The organism is Pseudomonas sp. NPDC089422 (assembly GCF_044749405.1).
Classification (GTDB): Bacteria; Pseudomonadota; Gammaproteobacteria; order Pseudomonadales; family Pseudomonadaceae; genus Aquipseudomonas.
The window spans coordinates 75,059-91,767 of sequence record NZ_JBIVHW010000003.1; the positions used below are offsets into that span (position 1 = coordinate 75,059).

General features: G+C 64.3%; 16 protein-coding genes and 1 tRNA gene. 9 read left to right on the plus strand and 8 right to left on the minus strand.

The window, feature by feature from the left end:
- Window positions 1–10: 10 nt before the first annotated feature.
- From mksF to mksB, 3 genes are read right to left on the minus strand one after another with little or no spacing between them, the layout of a single operon-like run.
- Window positions 11–2,842: an Mks condensin complex protein MksF gene (gene mksF / locus ACIPZ8_RS06525; RefSeq protein ID WP_400720657.1), complete on the minus strand. Its 2,832-nt coding sequence runs from the start codon at window positions 2,840–2,842 to the stop codon at window positions 11–13.
- Window positions 2,839–3,546, minus strand: a complete 708-nt coding sequence (gene mksE / locus ACIPZ8_RS06530) for an Mks condensin complex protein MksE (RefSeq protein ID WP_400720660.1) — start codon at window positions 3,544–3,546, stop codon at window positions 2,839–2,841. Before mksE ends, mksF begins: the two co-directional genes overlap by 4 nt.
- Entirely contained in the window at window positions 3,536–4,813 is a 1,278-nt protein-coding gene (gene mksB / locus ACIPZ8_RS06535; RefSeq protein WP_400720663.1) for an Mks condensin complex protein MksB, read from the minus strand. The genes mksE and mksB overlap by 11 nt, the downstream gene beginning before the upstream one ends.
- Window positions 4,814–5,035: 222 nt before the next feature.
- Between mksB and ACIPZ8_RS06540 the strand changes: the two genes are divergently transcribed.
- Together ACIPZ8_RS06540 and rimI are read left to right on the plus strand one after the other, a co-directional pair.
- On the plus strand, window positions 5,036–5,824 hold the full coding sequence (locus ACIPZ8_RS06540; RefSeq protein ID WP_400720666.1) for an energy transducer TonB: 789 nt from the start codon (window positions 5,036–5,038) through the stop codon (window positions 5,822–5,824).
- Window positions 5,821–6,276, plus strand: a complete 456-nt coding sequence (gene rimI, locus ACIPZ8_RS06545) for a ribosomal protein S18-alanine N-acetyltransferase (protein WP_060512520.1) — start codon at window positions 5,821–5,823, stop codon at window positions 6,274–6,276. Before ACIPZ8_RS06540 ends, rimI begins: the two co-directional genes overlap by 4 nt.
- A gap of 56 nt (window positions 6,277–6,332) precedes the next feature.
- On the opposite strand, the gene ACIPZ8_RS06550 is transcribed toward rimI, so the two are convergent.
- Window positions 6,333–7,490 carry a hypothetical protein gene (locus tag ACIPZ8_RS06550; protein ID WP_400720669.1) on the minus strand — a complete coding sequence of 386 codons (1,158 nt, stop codon included), beginning with the start codon at window positions 7,488–7,490 and terminating at the stop codon, window positions 6,333–6,335.
- Between the two features lie 67 nt (window positions 7,491–7,557).
- On the opposite strand from ACIPZ8_RS06550, the gene ACIPZ8_RS06555 reads away from it, so the two are divergent.
- Window positions 7,558–8,142 carry a D-Ala-D-Ala carboxypeptidase family metallohydrolase gene (locus tag ACIPZ8_RS06555; RefSeq protein ID WP_400720672.1) on the plus strand — a complete coding sequence of 195 codons (585 nt, stop codon included), beginning with the start codon at window positions 7,558–7,560 and terminating at the stop codon, window positions 8,140–8,142.
- Here the strand turns inward: ACIPZ8_RS06555 and ACIPZ8_RS06560 are convergent.
- Window positions 8,082–8,996 (minus strand): LysR substrate-binding domain-containing protein, encoded by a 915-nt coding sequence (locus ACIPZ8_RS06560; RefSeq protein ID WP_400720675.1) that lies wholly within the window; start codon window positions 8,994–8,996, stop codon window positions 8,082–8,084. The genes ACIPZ8_RS06555 and ACIPZ8_RS06560 overlap by 61 nt on opposite strands.
- Before the next feature lie 157 nt (window positions 8,997–9,153).
- Here ACIPZ8_RS06560 and ACIPZ8_RS06565 point away from each other — a divergent pair, with 157 nt between their 5' ends.
- Window positions 9,154–9,765, plus strand: a complete 612-nt coding sequence (locus ACIPZ8_RS06565) for a LysE family translocator (RefSeq protein WP_400720678.1) — start codon at window positions 9,154–9,156, stop codon at window positions 9,763–9,765.
- A 39-nt stretch (window positions 9,766–9,804) separates the two neighbouring features.
- On the opposite strand, the gene ACIPZ8_RS06570 is transcribed toward ACIPZ8_RS06565, so the two are convergent.
- The 3 genes from ACIPZ8_RS06570 to ACIPZ8_RS06580 form a co-directional block, all read right to left on the minus strand.
- On the minus strand, window positions 9,805–10,392 hold the full coding sequence (locus ACIPZ8_RS06570) for a cytochrome b (protein WP_400720680.1): 588 nt from the start codon (window positions 10,390–10,392) through the stop codon (window positions 9,805–9,807).
- A 290-nt stretch (window positions 10,393–10,682) separates the two neighbouring features.
- Window positions 10,683–10,759: transfer RNA gene (locus ACIPZ8_RS06575), tRNA-Met, on the minus strand.
- Between the two features lie 95 nt (window positions 10,760–10,854).
- A complete protein-coding gene (locus tag ACIPZ8_RS06580; protein ID WP_400720683.1) occupies window positions 10,855–11,787 on the minus strand; it encodes a FecR family protein in 933 nt (310 codons plus the stop codon).
- A 180-nt stretch (window positions 11,788–11,967) separates the two neighbouring features.
- Here ACIPZ8_RS06580 and ACIPZ8_RS06585 point away from each other — a divergent pair, with 180 nt between their 5' ends.
- The 5 genes from ACIPZ8_RS06585 to ada all read left to right on the plus strand — a co-directional run bounded on the left by ACIPZ8_RS06585 (window position 11,968) and on the right by ada (window position 16,673).
- Window positions 11,968–13,179 (plus strand): MFS transporter, encoded by a 1,212-nt coding sequence (locus tag ACIPZ8_RS06585; protein WP_400720686.1) that lies wholly within the window; start codon window positions 11,968–11,970, stop codon window positions 13,177–13,179.
- A 187-nt stretch (window positions 13,180–13,366) separates the two neighbouring features.
- Window positions 13,367–13,510 carry a hypothetical protein gene (locus ACIPZ8_RS06590; RefSeq protein ID WP_177332445.1) on the plus strand — a complete coding sequence of 48 codons (144 nt, stop codon included), beginning with the start codon at window positions 13,367–13,369 and terminating at the stop codon, window positions 13,508–13,510.
- Between the two features lie 89 nt (window positions 13,511–13,599).
- Window positions 13,600–14,760, plus strand: a complete 1,161-nt coding sequence (locus ACIPZ8_RS06595; RefSeq protein WP_294339241.1) for an MFS transporter — start codon at window positions 13,600–13,602, stop codon at window positions 14,758–14,760.
- A gap of 83 nt (window positions 14,761–14,843) precedes the next feature.
- Window positions 14,844–15,470, plus strand: coding sequence for a DNA-3-methyladenine glycosylase family protein (locus ACIPZ8_RS06600; protein ID WP_400720690.1), 627 nt, complete (start codon window positions 14,844–14,846; stop codon window positions 15,468–15,470).
- A gap of 150 nt (window positions 15,471–15,620) precedes the next feature.
- Window positions 15,621–16,673, plus strand: a complete 1,053-nt coding sequence (ada, locus tag ACIPZ8_RS06605) for a bifunctional DNA-binding transcriptional regulator/O6-methylguanine-DNA methyltransferase Ada (protein ID WP_400720693.1) — start codon at window positions 15,621–15,623, stop codon at window positions 16,671–16,673.
- Window positions 16,674–16,709 lie beyond the last annotated feature (36 nt).

Genomic DNA, 16,709 nt, shown 5'->3' on the forward strand with positions numbered 1-16,709 from the left:
ATGCTCACTATCAGGCCAGCTCTTCGGCCTGATCCTCACGCACAACCGCCTTCACCTCATCCAGCCGGCTGATGTACTTCCAGTCCGCCTCGTCGATGTAGATGCCATTCGGCCCGCTGCCACCTTCCAGGTCGATCGCCACGCGCGCCGACACCTGCGGCTTCACGCTCGCCAGAATCGGTACGAAGCCCAGCTGCAGGCTGGTCTCCAGCAGTGCCGCCTGGTTGCGTTCGTCGATGTCCGCCGCCTCGTCGAGGTAGTACGGCAGGCGAATGCGCCCGGCCAGGTCGCGGTCCATCAGGTGCAGCAACAGGTACATGTTGGTCAGCGCCTTGATGGTCATGGTGGTGCCGTTGGACGCCGCGCCGTCGATGTCGGCGTGGATGATCGGCTGGCCGTTGACCTTGGTGATCTCGAACGCCAGCTCGAACAGGTCCTTCAGGCCCAGCTGGTTGTGGTTTGCCGCCACCAGCCGTGCCAGGTACTCCTTGGCCTCTTCGTTCTTGTTGTCCTGCTCGGCGCTCTGGGTCAGGTCGAACACCGACAGGGTCTCGCCTTCTTCGTACTGGCCGGCGCTGTGGATGATCTGGTCGATGTGCTTGAGCGCTTCCTTGTTCGGCGCCAGCACCACGCGGAAGCTTTCCAGGTTGGACACCTGGCGCTTGTTGATCTCGCGGTTGAACAGGGCCAGCTGGTGCTCAAGGCTGTCGTAGTCGCTGCGGATGTTGCGCAGGGTCCGGGCGATGTCGGTGACTGCCGCGCGGCGCGCCTTGGCCAGGGTCAGGGCCTCGTCGGTGCGGTGCGCGTAAGCGTTCACCAGCAGCTGCAGGCGGCGCTCCATGTCGTCTTCGCTGTCGAACTTGGCCACGCCCTTGAGGCGCACCTGGGCGTACAGCGCCTCGATCTGGTTGTCGACCCGTTGCAGGGCCTGCCAGCTGTCCTGGTAGTCGTTGAGCATCGGCAGCAGGTTGTCCATGGAGTCGTCGACCGCTTCCATGAACGGCGTGCCGTAGGGCAGGTCGGCCGGCAGCAGCTGGCGACGGCGCAGGGCATCTTCCAGGGTGCGCTGCTTGGCTTCGAGGTCACCGATCTGGCGGCCGACCAGCTGCAACTTGGCCGACAGCTGCTGGACGCGCTCGGTGAAGGCGTCGCTGGAGCGCTTGAGCTCGTCCTGGGCGGCTTCCAGCTGCGCCAGTTGCTCCATCTTCTCCGGCTCTTCGGCGCTCAGGGTTTCGCTGCGGCGGAAGTCTTCCAGAGCTTTCTGGGCGTCCAGCACTTCCTGGTACAGGGCTTCTGTCTGTGCCTTGGAAGCAGTGCGGTCAGCGGCGACCTGCTGCTGGGTCTTGAGCTGCTTGAGCTCCTTTTCCAGGCGCTCCTTCTGGTCGCGCAGGGCCGCGCGGTCGGCCAGGGCCTGCAGGGCCGGCGGGTCGATGTTGGAGATGTCGATGGACAGGCCTGGGGCCTCGAAGCGCTCGCCCTTGAAGCCGTCGAGCACCGCTTCCAGGGATTTCACCCACAGGTCGCTGTCGTCCAGCTCGATGCCGCGGTCGCCCAGCGGCAGGCTGAACAGCGCGCCGTTGAACAGGCGCATCAGGCGGTCGACGTCCTGCTGCGAGAACTCTTCGCGCAGGCGGGCGTAGCTGTTGTTGTCGGCGTGGTCGAGCTGCTGCTTGACCTGCTTCAGGCGTTTTTCCAGGTCGCGCACGCGCTCGTCGAGGTCTTCGGCGCTGAACTGGCGCGACTGCGCCAGGGCGCCGGCCAGTTCGTCGTGGGCGTCCTTGGCGGCCAGCAGGCCCTGTTCCAGGACCTTGACGTCATCGACCAGGGCGAAGCGGTGCTTGAGCACCGACAGCTCACCGAGCCAGCGCTGGATGCCGGTGATTTCACGTTCCAGGCGCATCAGCTCCTGGGTGCCGCCACGCTGGTCGTTCTGCAGGCGGTCCTGCTCGCCACGGAAGTGCTCGGCCTGGATCACCAGCTCTTCCTTGCGCGCCATGGCGTACTCCTGCCAGGTGCCCAGCAGGTTGTCGAGCAGCGGCGAAAGGCGGTGCAGCTTACCGCGCAGGATGTCGCGCTGGGCCACGCCGCCGGCCAGGGCCTCGACCAGCGGGCCTGCGGCGACCAGGGCGTTGTAGTCCTGCTCCATGCGGCGCACGTCACGGAAGGCCTCTTCGCAGGCGGCGATGTAGTCGACGCTGCCTGAGCGCAGGCTGTGCTCGAAGGCGTCGAGGAACAGCTGCTTGAGCTTGGCGGCGGTGATTTCGCGCATGTGCAGCAGGTTGATGAACAGTGCGCGGAAGGTCTTCAGGCTCTGTTCGCTGGTGGAGCGCAGCGGGATCAGGGTCAGGTCCAGCGGGCACGAGGTGTGGCCGCCGACCAGCAGCCGGCGCAGTTCATCAGGCTTGAGCTCATAGGCCTTCAGGCCCAGGCGTTCGAGGTTGGTGAACAGCTCTTTCTGGCGCAGGCAGGTGTCGTTCTTCTGATAATGGGCCAGGTCCAGCTCGCCCTTGTAGGCGAAGAACTGGTGGCCGAAACCGCCGCCCGGGCCGCGGCCGACCACGCCGATCACGTGCGGGCCGTGGGGTAGGTTCAGTTCGCAGAGGATGTACGAGGTGTCGCTGGCGAAGTAGAAGCGGCGCGACTGCTCCAGGCTGTACTTGCCGAAGCTCATGTCGGACATGCGCGCCAGGATCGGGAACTGCAGGGCGTTGATCGACGCCGACTTACCCAGGTTGTTGGCGCCGTACACCGACAGCGGGTGCTCCAGCGGGAACAGGCCGAGGCTGTAGCCGGCGGTGTTGAGCAGTGCGAAGCGGCGGATGCCGTAGCGTTCCTGGCTCATGCGTCAATCTCCTGTTGCTCTTCGCGGATGGCCCGGGCCAGGGCATCCTCTTCGCTTTCCTCGCCGTCGAACGGGGTGAGGTCGAGCGGGTCGTCGGTGCGGTTGAGTTGTTCCGGGCTTTCTTCTTCCACCAGTACCGGGGTCGGCAGCGGCAGGTCGCTGTGCAGGCTGGCGGCCAGGTCGCGGTCCTGCTGCACCGACAGGCACACGTCGAGGAAGCGATGCATCGGCGGCAGGAAGCGGTAGATGCCGCCTTCCTCGTGGGCGAAGCCGAGCTGGGTCATGCGGCGCATGATTTTTTCTTCCAGCTCGTCGACGGTCTGCACTTCGGCCTGCAAGAACAGGTCGCGGTACTTGTCCAGCAGCGAGGGCAGCTCGTCGCGGCCGATGCTGCCGCCGTCGAGCACGGCCATCGGGTCGCGGCCCTGGTCGGCCAGGTGCTCGACGATGATGAAGGTGAACAGCGACAGGCGCTGGGCGGTCTTGTTGACCTGCGCGGCGGCCTGTTCGGGGACGAAGTAGTAGAAGCCGCGGGTGTCGCACACCAGCTCGAAGCCCAGGGCCTTGAACAGGGTGCGGTACTGGTCCTGGAAGTTCGACAGCTGGGCGTACATTTCAGGGTTGCGGCGGCTGACGTGGAAGCCCTTGAACAGCTCGCGGAAGATCGGCGCGAGCTGGGACAGTTCGGAAAGATCAAGATGCATTGGCTGGGCTCGCGTTGGTTTCAGGTTGCGCTTCGCGGCTGGACGTCAGGGCGAACGAGCGCAGGCTGACCAGGTGTTCGTGGGTGGTGTACTCGCGCCGTTCCAGACGTTCGCGCTTGAAGCGCTTCTCCCGCGACAGGCGCGAGAACCAGTACAGCAGTTCGTCGGTGGCGCCTTCGGGCTCCTGGTCCAGCAGCCAGACCATCAGGTCTGGCAGCGGCAGGGCGTCTTCGCAGCGCTCGAGCATCTCTTTGACCGTGCGTGGTGCGCGCGGCAGCGGGCCCTTGTGGGTCTTGTGCGCCTTGGGGAACTTGGCCGGTTTCGGCTCGAAGCGTGCCAGGGCATAGACGTAGGCCTCGACCTGGCTGGCACTGCCGAGGAAGGTGCTCTGCGGGCGGGTGAACAGCGGCATGGCCGCTTGTGGCACGGCATCGATGCCCTTGCGCCGGATCACCGACAGCGCCAGCGCGGCGCCGCGGGTCACCGCGTTGTGCCGGCGCGCTTCTTCACGCAGCGGCAGCAGCAGTTCGCGGGCGTGGCGCAGGGTCAGCTGGGCGCTGGTCTGCATTTCCAGGATACGCGCGTGGGTGCGCAGCAGCATGTCGTCGTCGACCAGGTGGCCGAGGCGCGCCTGTTCGCCGAGCAGCTTCAGCAGCACGGTCTCGACCTTGCGCACGCCTTGCTCGAAGGCGCCGTCGGCGTTGACCAGCTGGATCATCGGCTCGACGTACTCGTCCCAGGTCGCCAGTACTTCGGCGTAACGCTGGCGCAGCGGGATCTGGCGGTTGCTGGTCTTGGCCCGCTCGGCCACGGCGACCAGCGCCTGCTCGTCGTTGTCGAGCTTCTTCAGTACATCGCGCACGCGCATGTCGAGCAGGCGCAGCTGGCGCGCCAGGTCGTCGCTGTCGCGGTTGTCGAAGGCATCCTGGATGTGCCCGGCCAGGCGCTCCAGGTGGCGCAGGTAGGCCTCGATCTCCAGGCACAGGCCCAGCCGGTGCTCGCGGCGCAGGTAGGCGAGGAAGTCGTGGATCTGGGCGTTGAGCTCGAAGCGGTTCGGGCTCTTGGCCACCGGCACCAGGATATCCAGGCGGATCCACACGTCGAGCAGCTGGGTGATGTCCTGCGGCGTGCTTTCCACCTGCTGGCGGCCCAGTTGCTGGCGCAGCTCCACCAGGCTCAGGGTGCCCTGGTCGAAACGCTCGCACAGCGGCTCGATCAGGGCCCAGTGTTCGGCTAGGGCGCGCAGGACGCGCTTGGGTTCGATCATTGGCGTCTACTCGTTGCCAAGTAAAAAAGGGAGCGATTGTACTTCATCCGGAGGGGAGGATTTCACCCCTTGGTCTGTAATGAGAGATAACCTTGGCGCTTGTAGGGGATTCACTGGCTCGCTCACGGGGCTCAGGCAACAAATTTCCGCCGATCAGTTGCAGCACAGCCCCGTCAACGGCGTTAGAATGTGCGACGTTTTGATCCCCGGATTCCCCGAGCCTTGCTGACCGAACCCCGCCGCCGCGCCTACCTTTCCGCCATGCAAGTGGTGCATTGGCTGCCGCGCGCCGAACTGCCGTTTGCCGCACCGTCGCGCCCTGAGCTGCTGTTGCCGCAAGCGCCGGTAGAGCAAGCCGATTTCGAGGTTCGGCCATCTGCCCCGGCGGCCAGCGAAGCCCCGGCCGCGCCCCAGGCCCGCTCCGGCGAGCGCCCGAAAATCGAGATTCCGCGCCCGGGCAGCACGCCCAAGGTCGCTGCCAAGCCCGTCGAAGCCGAGGCAGAGGCCCCCGCACCGCGCCCGGCCCCGGTGCCGCCACCGCGTTTCGCGCTGCAACTGCTACGTGCCGGCAGCTGCCTGTTGCTGATCGAACTGGCCACTGGTCAGCCTTTCCAGAGCCGCGATCCGTCCTATCTGCTGCTCAAGGACATGCTGCGCGCCGCCGGCCTGCCCGATGCTCCGCAGATCATCGGCGAGCCTGTGCGCTGGCCGCTGCTGGTGCGCGGCAACATGGACCAGGGCCCGGATGCCGCACGTGATTTCGTCCAGGGCTTCATCCAGGCGCGCCTGGAAGAAACCCCCTGCAGCGTGCTGTGGCTGATCGGCCTGCCGGCCATGCGCCATGCCGCCAGCGCAGACGCTGAAGCCTATTACCAAGTACTGAAGGTCGACGGCCTGGGCGATGCCTGGGCCTTGCCGGGCCTTGAACTGTTGATGGACGAGCCGCAGCGCAAGGCGGACGTCTGGCAAGCGATGCGCCAGCTGATGGCGCGCTGGAAGAGCGTTGAATGAGTGACTCGATCAGTTTCCGCCCGATGACCGAGGCGGATCTGGATGCCGTGCTTAAGATCGAATATGCCGCGTTCAGTCATCCCTGGACCCGCGGGATCTTTCAGGATGCGCTCAAATCCTACGAAGTGTGGCTGATGTTCGATGGCCAGCAACAGGTGGGGCATGGGGTGATCAACGTGATCATCGATGAGGCACACCTGCTCAACATTACCGTCAAGCCGGAGAACCAGGGCTGTGGGCTGGGGCTGAAGCTGCTCGAGCACCTGATGGCGCGGGCCTATCAGCTCAATGGCCGTGAGTGCTTCCTTGAAGTGCGGGCCAGCAACCAGTCGGCCTATCGTTTGTACGAGCGTTACGGTTTCAATGAAATCGGCCGTCGCCGCGATTACTACCCGGTTGCCGGTGGGCGTGAAGATGCGCTGGTGATGGCTTGCACCCTGCTTGAGGACTGAGTAAACCTGTACCGGCCTCTTCGCGGGCATGGCCCGCGAAAGGGCCAGCAAGTCGATCAAAGCTCCCGCGGCATTACCTCGACCGGCTTGCGCAGGTCCCGCAGGCGCCTGGTCATCTCCCCGGTATTGCACTTCGCCGCTGCCTGCTCTGGCGTGTACTTGCGCACGGTGCGGAAGAACAGCTCACAGGTCTGCTTCTTCTGTGTCACCTGCCATTTGGTCGAACAGGCATCCAGGGTCATCTTCGGTTCGGCCCCCGGGTTACGGCCCATCCCCGCCTGCCAGCAGGCCGCCGTCAAGTCCTGCCCCATCATCTTCAGCCCCGCCGCATCGGCCGCATCCTGATCGCCGCCATGGCTGTCCTTGTTCGCCGCATACCAGATCGCACTCGGATGGTTGGCGCCCAGCACCGGCACTTGAGCGCCCGCCTGCGGGCTGATGCTGACCAGGCCCAGCACATTCACCTGCGGCCCGTACTGTTGCTGGATCCAGCTGCGCACCGGTGCGCCGAAGGCGACCATGGGCAGGGGTTTGGCAATGTTCTGCAGGGTCATCTCCTTGACCATGCGCAGCTGATAGTCCTTGAAGTAGCCATAGGTGCCTGTCAGGGCATCGCCCGCACTGGCTGGGGCGGCGATCGGGGCAATATCGATGATGGTCTGGTAGGCCGGGGTCTGGCTGGCGTCGACACCGTTGAAGGTCAGCAGTTCGGCCCAGCGGTCGGTGGTGTTGGAGCGCAGGTAGTCCTGGGCCTGGGTCAGCGAATAGTCCGGCGGGAAGTGCAGCAGCTCGATGCTGCGGCGGTTCTGCAAGGCCATGCCCAACGGCAGGAACAGGTACCAGTCGTAGGACCATTTGCCGTCCTTGTTCAGCTGGGTGGCGCCGTTGTAGGCCAGTTCGCCACTGTCGAGCAGCTTGCGCAGGGGCTCGGCATAGTTGGCGGGCACGTCGCTGATGGTGGCATGCAGCCGGTCGTGATCACGGCGGACGTGCACCTGGGCGTTGGCATGGCCGTCGCGGCGTACGCTTTGGGTCAGGTAGTGCTCCACGGTCTGCTCCAGCGTCCAGTCGCGGTAGCAGATCACATGGCAGTTGTTGGGGAAGGCGAACAGGCGGGTGACGCGCTGGGCGTCACCCAGGTCGATGCGCGCATCCGCCATGGCCAGGCCACTGAAGGCGAGGGCGGCGAGGCACGTTGCGGCAGTCTTGTGCATGCTTAACTCCTTGTCAGTGGCCGTCCGGGTTGGCGGCCGCGCTCATACTGGGGCAGGGAGCATGGGGATGAGAAGAGCAGGCGGGCTGCTGCTGGCTGCAGCTGTGCTGTCGAGCACAATGGCGCTGGCGGACGAGCGTGACGTGTGGATGTTCGCGCAGTGGGCCGGTGATCATCAGACCCGGCCGTTTCGCCAGATGCTGGTGGATGCGCGTCTATACGGTGTTGTGCCCATCCATCAGCTGTTGCGTTCGGCGTCGGACTGGAAGCTGTGCCATGCCTCGCCGTTTGCGGTGCCGCCGGCCAGCAACTGGCCGGCCGTGCGCTCCACCTTGTCGTTGATCGATACCCTCGACGGGCAAGGCATTCTGCGCCAGTTCGAAGTGGTGTCGGCCTATCGCAATCCCGATCTCAATCGCTGCGCGGGCGGTGCCGTGGGCAGTGCCCATACCCGTGCTTTCGCGGTCGATATCCTGTTGCCGGCCTGGGTCGACCCCAATCCGCTGTGCCGCTTCTGGCAGCAGCATGGTCAGGCCTGGAACATGGGCCTGGGGCGCTATCCGAGCGGGCGCATCCACATTGATACCGCGGGTTATCGCACCTGGGGCGGTGATGGCGGTTCAAACTCGTCGTTCTGCAGCAGGCCCAGGTGACTGAGGCAGGCCTGGCTTTCACTCATCACCCATTCGGCAAAACGCTGGCGCTTGCCGCCATCGTTCAGTGGCTGCGGGCTGAGCAGGTAATAGGCAGAGCCATCGCGCAGGAAGCCGAACGGGGCGTGCAACTGGCCGCTGTCGAGTTCGTCACGCACCATCAGTGCCGAGGCGATGGCCAGGCCCAGGCCGGCGCTGGCGGCCTGTAGCGACAGGTAGAAGTGTTCAAAGTCGCTGCGTTCGCTGTAGTTTGCCTGCCGCTCACTCAGACGCAGCCAGGTGGGCCAGGCGTTGGGGCGGGTGCTGCTGTGCAGCAGGCGTTGGCCGTTCAGGTTGTCGCTGTGTGTGCGGCTGACCGGGCCAATCCACTCATCGCAGATTTTCATGCTGTACAGCGTCGGTGGCCAATGGAAGTCATCCCGGCGTAGTGCCAGGTCGACCCCGCTCCGGGCAAAGTCCACCGGTCCACCAGCAGCCACCAGATGCAGCTGCAGGTCCGGGTGCGCGGCATGGAAACGCGGCAGGCGCGGGATCAGCCAGCGCATGGCGATGGTCGGCTCGCAGGACAGCACCAGCACGTTGTCGCGTTCTTGCTGTTGCAGGCGCTGCACGGCACCTTCGAGCTGTTCGAAGATTGCCTGGGTGGTGCCATGCAATGCCCGGCCGGCGGGGGTGAGGAAGATCGCCCGGTTGCGCCGTTCGAACAGCTCGATGCCCAGGCTTTCCTCAAGCAGGCGCACCTGGCGGCTGACGGCGCCGTGGGTAACATGCAGGAGCTCGGCGGCGCGGACGAAGCTTTCGGTTTCGGCGGCGATGTCGAAGTAGCGGAAGGCGCTGAGGGCTGGCAGTTTCATGGGGTCCCTGTTTGCCCGTGAAGAGGCCGGAACGGGCTGTGGATATCTGTCAGGAAAACTATCAGATCTGCTTCACTTTAAATCGTTTTTTTCCAACCAGGCTGCTCTCGATAATAGATGTATCTGTGCTTTTTCATCGTCTATCGAGGCCTTTCCCTTGACCGAACTCATCGCCGTCGCCCTGTTCACCCTTCTGGCCGTCATCAGCCCTGGCGCCGACTTCGCCCTGGTCACGCGCAGCAGTTACGCCCAGGGCCGCAAGGCCGGGCTGGCCGCTGCGGTGGGGATCGCCCTGGGCGTGCAGGTGCATGTGCTGTACACGGTGCTGGGGATCGCCGTGGTCATCAGCCAGAGCCCGGCGCTGTTCCTGGCCATGAAAGTGCTCGGTGCGGGCTATCTGATCTACCTGGGCTACCAGTCGTTGACCAACACAGGTCGCATCAGCCTGGAGGGGGAGGTGGCGCAAGCCGGCGTGCTGGCTGCGTTGCGCACAGGCTTCATGACCAATGCCCTCAACCCCAAGACCATGCTCTTCGTCGTCAGTGCCTACACCCAGGTGGTACGGCCGGGTAGCCCATTGGGGGTGGATTTCGCCTACGGGGCATTCATGTCGTTCGCTCACTGGGCCTGGTTCAGCCTGGTGGCGTTGTTCTTTTCCCGTGCTGGGCTGCGTGCGCTGATGATCGCAAGGCAGCGGCTGGTCGACCGAGTGATCGGTGTCGCGCTGATCGGGCTGGGTCTTGCCGTGGCAGTTGCCGGGGTGCGTTGAGGTGGCGGGGCTTTGCCGGGCAAGGCCCCGCCCTGCGTTTCAAAGTGGGGCGGCAGAATTGCCAGTGCCTCCCGGCCCAGGGGCGACTCCCTTCTGGCCCTCGGAGGCTTTCCAGGGCAATGGCTGCACTGCCATGTTGCGCAGTACTCGATTACCACTGAGTTCATGCTTGATCACCGCCAGCAGATGCAGCCCCACCAGCCCTCCCAAGGCTTCGGTACTGTAGCGATGCAGCCGGTGGAACATCTCCAGTACATCCGGGGCGCTCAGTGGTGCTGGCAAGGTCAGGACTTCGAACACCACGATAGGGCGGTCCATCATCAGCACGCCTGTTGCCAGGACCATGCTGGTCGTCAGGTAAATGATGTTATGGACAAACCTTGCCAGGCATTCGCCAGGCACTGCGGGGTGCCTGCGCAGGTGCGCAAGACGCAGCCAGGCACGCACCACGAAAAAGGGAATGAACAGGGTCGTCAACGAGATATTCAGCGCGGTGAACAGGAGTCGGTTGCGTTGCGATACATCAAACAGGGACACGTAAGTGCCAGCGCACAGTGACCATAAAATGATTGCAGCGGATAACCAGTGCAGCGCAATTTGCGCGGGAGAATATTTAGCCCCAGACATTGAACACCCCCATCGTAATAGTTGAGGACTCTCAGGGTGGATAAACGGCCTCCGGCAAAAGCCTGGCCAAGTCCACGCCATGAAGTGTTGCAAAATGTGTGACAGGAATGTCGTCAGGGGCTGCAAGCCGCATACATGCAGGCGTGAGCTTTGGCGGGTGGGGGATAGTCCCCGCTAGTGGGCGGTGGGAGTGGGGCTGAAAAACAAATACCCTAGACACAAGAAAGCCCGCACTGGGCGGGCTTCTTGTATTGTTTATGATCTTCAGGCGAAGACTGTAAACAAGTGTTTGGTGGCTACACAGGGACTTGAACCCCGGACCCCAGCATTATGAATGCTATGCTCTAACCAACTGAGCTATGTAGCCGATGGGGCGCATTATTCCCTTGTGTCGGACCTGTGTCAACACTCATTTCAAAAAAAATTGCACACCTTTCAAAAACTTAGCGACCGACCCCGGTTTCAGCGGACGATCAGCCACTGCCCGAGCACGCCGTACAGCTGCAAATGCTGCTCGGCAGCCAGGGCCGCCAGGGTTTCGCCTGGTTGGTCGAGGTTGAAGTCACCACTCACGCGTCGATAGGCGGTCTGCTGATCCATCAGCCAGACCCGGCGGCCCTGATAGCTGGCCAGTCGCTCGATGACCTGCCCCAGGGGCAGGTCGCTGGCGAGGAGTTGGCCGGTGCGCCAGGCATCCGCCGTCTTCACGTCGACGTTCTGCACCGGGTTGATCCGTGCCTCGCTGAAGGTCACTCGCTCACCCGCCGACACCATGCGCTGGTCGCCGCCCTGGATGACCATGGCCTTGCCATTGAACACCACCAGTTCATCCTGATCGGCATGGCGCGCCACCATCAGGCGGGTGCCGTACACCTGAATACGGGCATCGTCGACCTGAATCTCCATGGCGCGACCATCGAGCACCACCTCCAGGTACACCTGGCCTTGCACCAGGTGCAATTGGCGCGTGCGCCCGCGCAGGTCGACATTCATCGCGCTGGCGCTGTCCAGGTGCAACGTTGAACCGTCGGCCAGGCGCACGCTGCGCCGCTCACCCACATCCGTAGCCAGCTCACTGGCCAGGCGCTGCATCAGTGGCCAGTAAAGATAGGCAAAAGCACCGAGCAGAAGCAGGAACAGCGCGGCCACAACCTGGCCCCGGTAGCTGCGGTGCACCTTGAGCAAACGCGGTCGTGGCCGGGCGGGGGGCACCTGCAGTTGCTGCCAGCACGCTTCCAGCTCAGCGTAGGCGTGCGCATTGTGCGGCTCCTGGCACCAACGGCCGAATGCCTGACGTTCGCCTTCATCGCAGCCGGGCTGGCGCAGGCGGGAAAACCACTCCAGCGCTTGCTGCTGAGGATCGGCCTGAATCTGCGTGGCGGGCATCGGGCTCATGGGTGGTGTGCTCGCGTGAGGGCGGTTTCGCCCAACGATTACGGGGAAAGGTAGGCTGAGGATGCTAAATATATTGAGAACCATTTACAAGTGCGCGATGCTGGCAAACAAAAAAGGTAGCTATGTATCTATTTGTTTCCTGATAATCGGATCCCAAACCTGCGGACGGAATTCAAGCTCATGGCCATCAGCAGCACCTCCACCGCCAGCACCGGTTCGGCGAACCAAGCCAATCCGCTGGTGATGCGCATCATCGCCTTCTGCGCCCTGGCGCACCTGATCAATGACCTCATCCAGTCGGTGTTGCCGGCGATCTACCCGATGCTCAAGGCCAACTACGACCTGAGCTTCGCCCAGATCGGCATGATCACCTTGACCTTCCAGATCACTGCCTCGCTGCTGCAACCGTGGGTCGGCTTCTTCACCGACCGCAGGCCGACGCCCAACCTGTTGCCGCTGGGCACCCTGTGCACCCTGGTGGGGATCGTCATGCTGGCGTTCGTCGGCAGCTTCCCGATGATTCTGCTGGCCTCGGCACTGGTCGGCATCGGTTCGTCGACCTTCCACCCGGAGACCTCGCGGATCGCGCGGCTGGCCTCGGGTGGCCGATTCGGCCTGGCGCAGTCGACCTTCCAGGTTGGCGGCAACACCGGTTCTGCCTTCGGCCCGTTGCTGGCGGCGGCCATCGTGATTCCGTTCGGCCAGACTCATGTGGCCTGGTTCGGTGTGGCGGCGCTGTTCTTCTTTGCCGTGACCCTGATGCTGCGCCGCTGGTACAAGGAGCACCTGAACCAGGCCAAGGCGCGCAAGGCGGTGCAGGCCACCCACGGCATTTCGCGCGGGCGGGTGATCGCGGCGCTGGTGGTGCTCGGGCTGCTGGTGTTTTCCAAGTACTTCTACATGGCCAGCTTCACCAGTTATTTCACCTTCTACCTGATCGAGAAGTTCAGCCTGTCGGTGGCCAGCTCGCAGCTGCACCTGTTCCTGTTCCTCGGCGCGGTGGCGGCCGGTACCTTCTTCGGCGGGCCGATCGGTGACCGCATCGGGCGCAAGGCGGTGATCTGGTTCTCGATCCTTGGCGTGGCGCCGTTCACCCTGGCATTGCCGTATGCCGACCTGTTCTGGACCACCGTGCTCAGCGTGGTGATCGGTTTCATCCTGGCCTCGGCGTTTTCCGCGATCGTGGTGTATGCCCAGGAGCTGGTGCCGGGCAGCGTGGGCATGATTGCCGGGGTGTTCTTCGGGCTGATGTTCGGCTTTGGCGGGATTGGTGCGGCGTTGCTGGGGTACCTGGCTGATTTGCGTGGCATCGAGTATGTATATGGACTGTGCTCGTTCCTGCCGCTGTTCGGCTTGTTGGCGGTGTTTCTGCCAAATACTGGTAAACGCTGACATCGCCGGGGCTGCTTTGCAGCCCTTTCGCGACACAAGGCCGCTCCTACAAGGGACCGCGTGCTTTTGCAGGAGCGGCCTTGTGTCGCGAAAGGGCCTCGCAGAGGCCCCCGGGTAATTGACGATAAGGTCAACCTTGGCCTAGAGTGCCGCCTCTCTTTTCAACACCTGCGTAGTAGCCACCGCAATGCGCCGTACCCAATCTCTCCCACACGCCCGCCAGCCTGCCCTTCAGGCCATGCGTCGTGCGTGGCCGAGCGATACGGTGCTCAAGCGTCGCCGCAGCGTGCTGTTCGCCTTCACCTTCTCGCCACACCCAGCCCTGAACTGACATCCCCGCGCCCTTGCGTCGACCGCCTTCCCGGCGTGCATGCGGGCGCCTGTATCTGCGCGTCTTTTCAGTTTTGCCTGGAGTGGTACATGAACATGCGTTTGCTGGCGGGCCTTCTGTTCGCCGTGTCGGTGGTGGGCTTCAGCCTGGGGGCCAGCCTGCCGCTGGTGTCGTTGCGCTTGCACGAGGCCGGTGCCGGCACCCTGGAAATCGGTGTCATCTCGGCCATCCCGGCCGCGGGCATGATGCTCTCGGCGTTCATGGTCGACGCCTGCTGCCGGCACCTGACCCGGCGCACCATCTACCTGCTGTGCTTCAGCCTGTGCACCGTGAGCATCGCCCTGCTCGATTCGGCGTTCGATACGCTGTGGCTGCTGGCCGTGCTGCGCCTGGGCCTGGGCATCGGCATGGGCATCGCGATCATCCTCGGCGAGTCCTGGGTCAACGAGCTGTGCCCGGACCACAACCGCGGCAAGATCATGGCCCTGTACGCCACCAGCTTCACCGGTTTCCAGGTGCTTGGCCCGGCACTGATCGCGCTGATTGGCGCCGACAGCCCGTGGATCATCGGTGTGGTCACGATCGGTTATGGCCTGGCCCTGCTGTGCATCCTGCTGACCGTGCCCAACGACCATGTCGAGCATGGCGATGAGGGCGAGAAGAGCTTCGGCCTGGCAGGCTTCTTCCGCGTGGCGCCGGCGCTGTGCGTGGCGGTGCTGTTCTTCTCGTTCTTCGATGCCGTGGTGCTGTCGTTGCTGCCGGTGTACGCCAGCAGCCATGGTTTTGCCGTGGCCGTGGCGGCGCTGATGGTGACCGTGGTGTTCGCCGGCGACATGGTGTTCCAGCTGCCCCTGGGCTGGCTGGCCGACCGCGTCGAGCGCACCGGGCTGCACCTGGTGTGCGGGCTGGTGGCAATGGCCATCGGCATCGCCCTGCCATGGCTGCTGCAGGTGACCTGGCTGCTGTGGCCGATGCTGGTGCTGCTGGGCGCGGTGGCGGGCGGCATCTATACCTTGGCGCTGGTGCTGATCGGTCAGCGCTTCAAGGGGCAGGACCTGGTCACCGCGAATGCCAGCGTGGGCCTGCTGTGGGGTGTCGGCAGCCTGGTCGGGCCGCTGGTGAGCGGCGCCGCGATGGATGTGGCGCCGCATGGCCTGCCGATGGCGCTGGCGCTGATGGCGGGGCTGTTCGTGTGCTTTGCCCGGCAATCGTACCGGCGGGTGGGGAAGTTGCGAGCCGTTGCCGACTGAGGAATTGGCGGCGCAAGATCCGGCGTTTGCCCAATCAGCCGCTGGGCTAAGCTGGACCTGCCTTGAGCCAACAGGAGCGACGGATGATCCTCGCCGACCTTTCGCCTGACGCCTACCGCGAAGCCACCGACCACCTGGCTGCGCTGGACCCGGACTGGGCGCGGCATATCGAAGCGACCGGGCCTTGCCTGCATCAGGCGACCCCAGGGCGTGAACCTTATGAAGCGCTGGTGCGGGCCATTGCCTATCAACAGCTGCACGCGCGCGCGGCCGAGGCGATCCTTGGACGGTTGCTGGCGTTGTTTCCCGGGCAGGCATTTCCGACACCCGATCAGTTGCTGGCGGTCAGCCCCGAGGTGATGCGCGGGTGCGGTTTTTCGGCGAGCAAGCTGGCGACCGTTCAGGGCATCGCCCGGGCCAGCCTAGAGGGCCTGGTACCCAGTCGTGAAGAGGCATTGGGCTTGTCGGATGATGCATTGATCCAGCGGCTGGTCGCGCTGCGTGGCGTCGGCCGCTGGACGGTGGAGATGCTGTTGATCTACAGCCTGGAGCGCTCCGATATCCTGCCCGTGGACGATTTTGGCGTGCGCGAGGGGTATCGTCGGCTCAAGGGGCTGGACAAGGCACCGACACCTGCGCAGATGCGTTCGCTGGGTGGTGGCTGGAGCCCATACCGTACAGTGGCTGCCTGGTACCTGTGGCGGGCCTGATTTTTTGCATGGGCTTTGCCGGCCCTTTCGCGGGTAAACCCGCTCCCACAGGATTTTGCACAGGCCTTCAGATGGTGAGTATCCCCGTGGGAGCGGGCTTGCCCGCGATGAGGCCGGGGCAGGCGAAACAAATAGTCGAGGTAGACCGCGATGAATGCCTTCACCACTGACAGCCAACGCTGGCAAGCCGTCGAGTCCCGTGACACTTCTGCCGCCGGCCACTTCGTCTACGCCGTGCGCACCACCGGCGTGTACTGTCACCCCGGCTGCAAATCGCGCATGGCCAAGCGCGAAAACGTTGAGTTCTTCAACGACGCCACCAGTGCCGAAGCTGCCGGCTATCGTGCCTGCCGACGCTGCATGGCCAAGGCGGATACCAATCGTCGCTCCGACCTGGTCGCCCGCGCCTGCCGCCTGCTGGAAAGCAGCGACACTCCGCCCAGCCTCGACCAGCTTGGCGCGCAACTGGCCGTCAGCCCCTTCCACCTGCACCGCCTGTTCAAGGCCGAAACCGGCCTCACCCCCAAGGCCTACGCCAGCGCCTTCCGTGCCCGACGCCTGCGCGAGCGGCTGGGCGACGGGCAAGGCTCTGTGACCGATGCCATCTACGACGCCGGCTACAACTCCAACAGCCGCTTCTACGCAAGCGCCGACCAGCGGCTGGGCATGCGTCCCCGCGACTATCAGTCAGGCGGCACTGGCGCGACCATTCACTTTGCCATTGGCCAGTGCTTTCTGGGGGCGATCCTGGTGGCCCAGAGCGAGAAGGGTATCTGCGCGATCCTGCTCGGTGATGACCCCGAGACGCTGCTTGAGCAGTTGCAGGATCAGTTCCCCAAAGCCCACCTGATCGGCGGCGATGCCGCTTACGAGCGGCTGGTCGCCGAAGTTGTCGGGTTTGTCGAGGCGCCAGCACTGGGGCTGGACCTGCCGCTGGATGTGCAGGGCACCGCCTTCCAGGAGCGGGTCTGGCAGGCTTTGCGCGAGGTGCCGGTGGGCAGCCGGGTCAGCTATACCGACATTGCCGAGCGCATCGGTGCACCCAAGGCAGTGCGTGCCGTGGCCATGGCCTGTGCCGCCAACCACATTGCCGTGGCCATCCCTTGTCACCGGGTGGTACGCCGTGACGGCGACATCAGCGGCTATCGTTGGGGGGTGGAGCGCAAGCGGCAACTGTTGGCGCGAGAAACGGCACTCTCCTGATCGCCTCAAGCCGCGTAGAATCCTCCGCCAAATCGA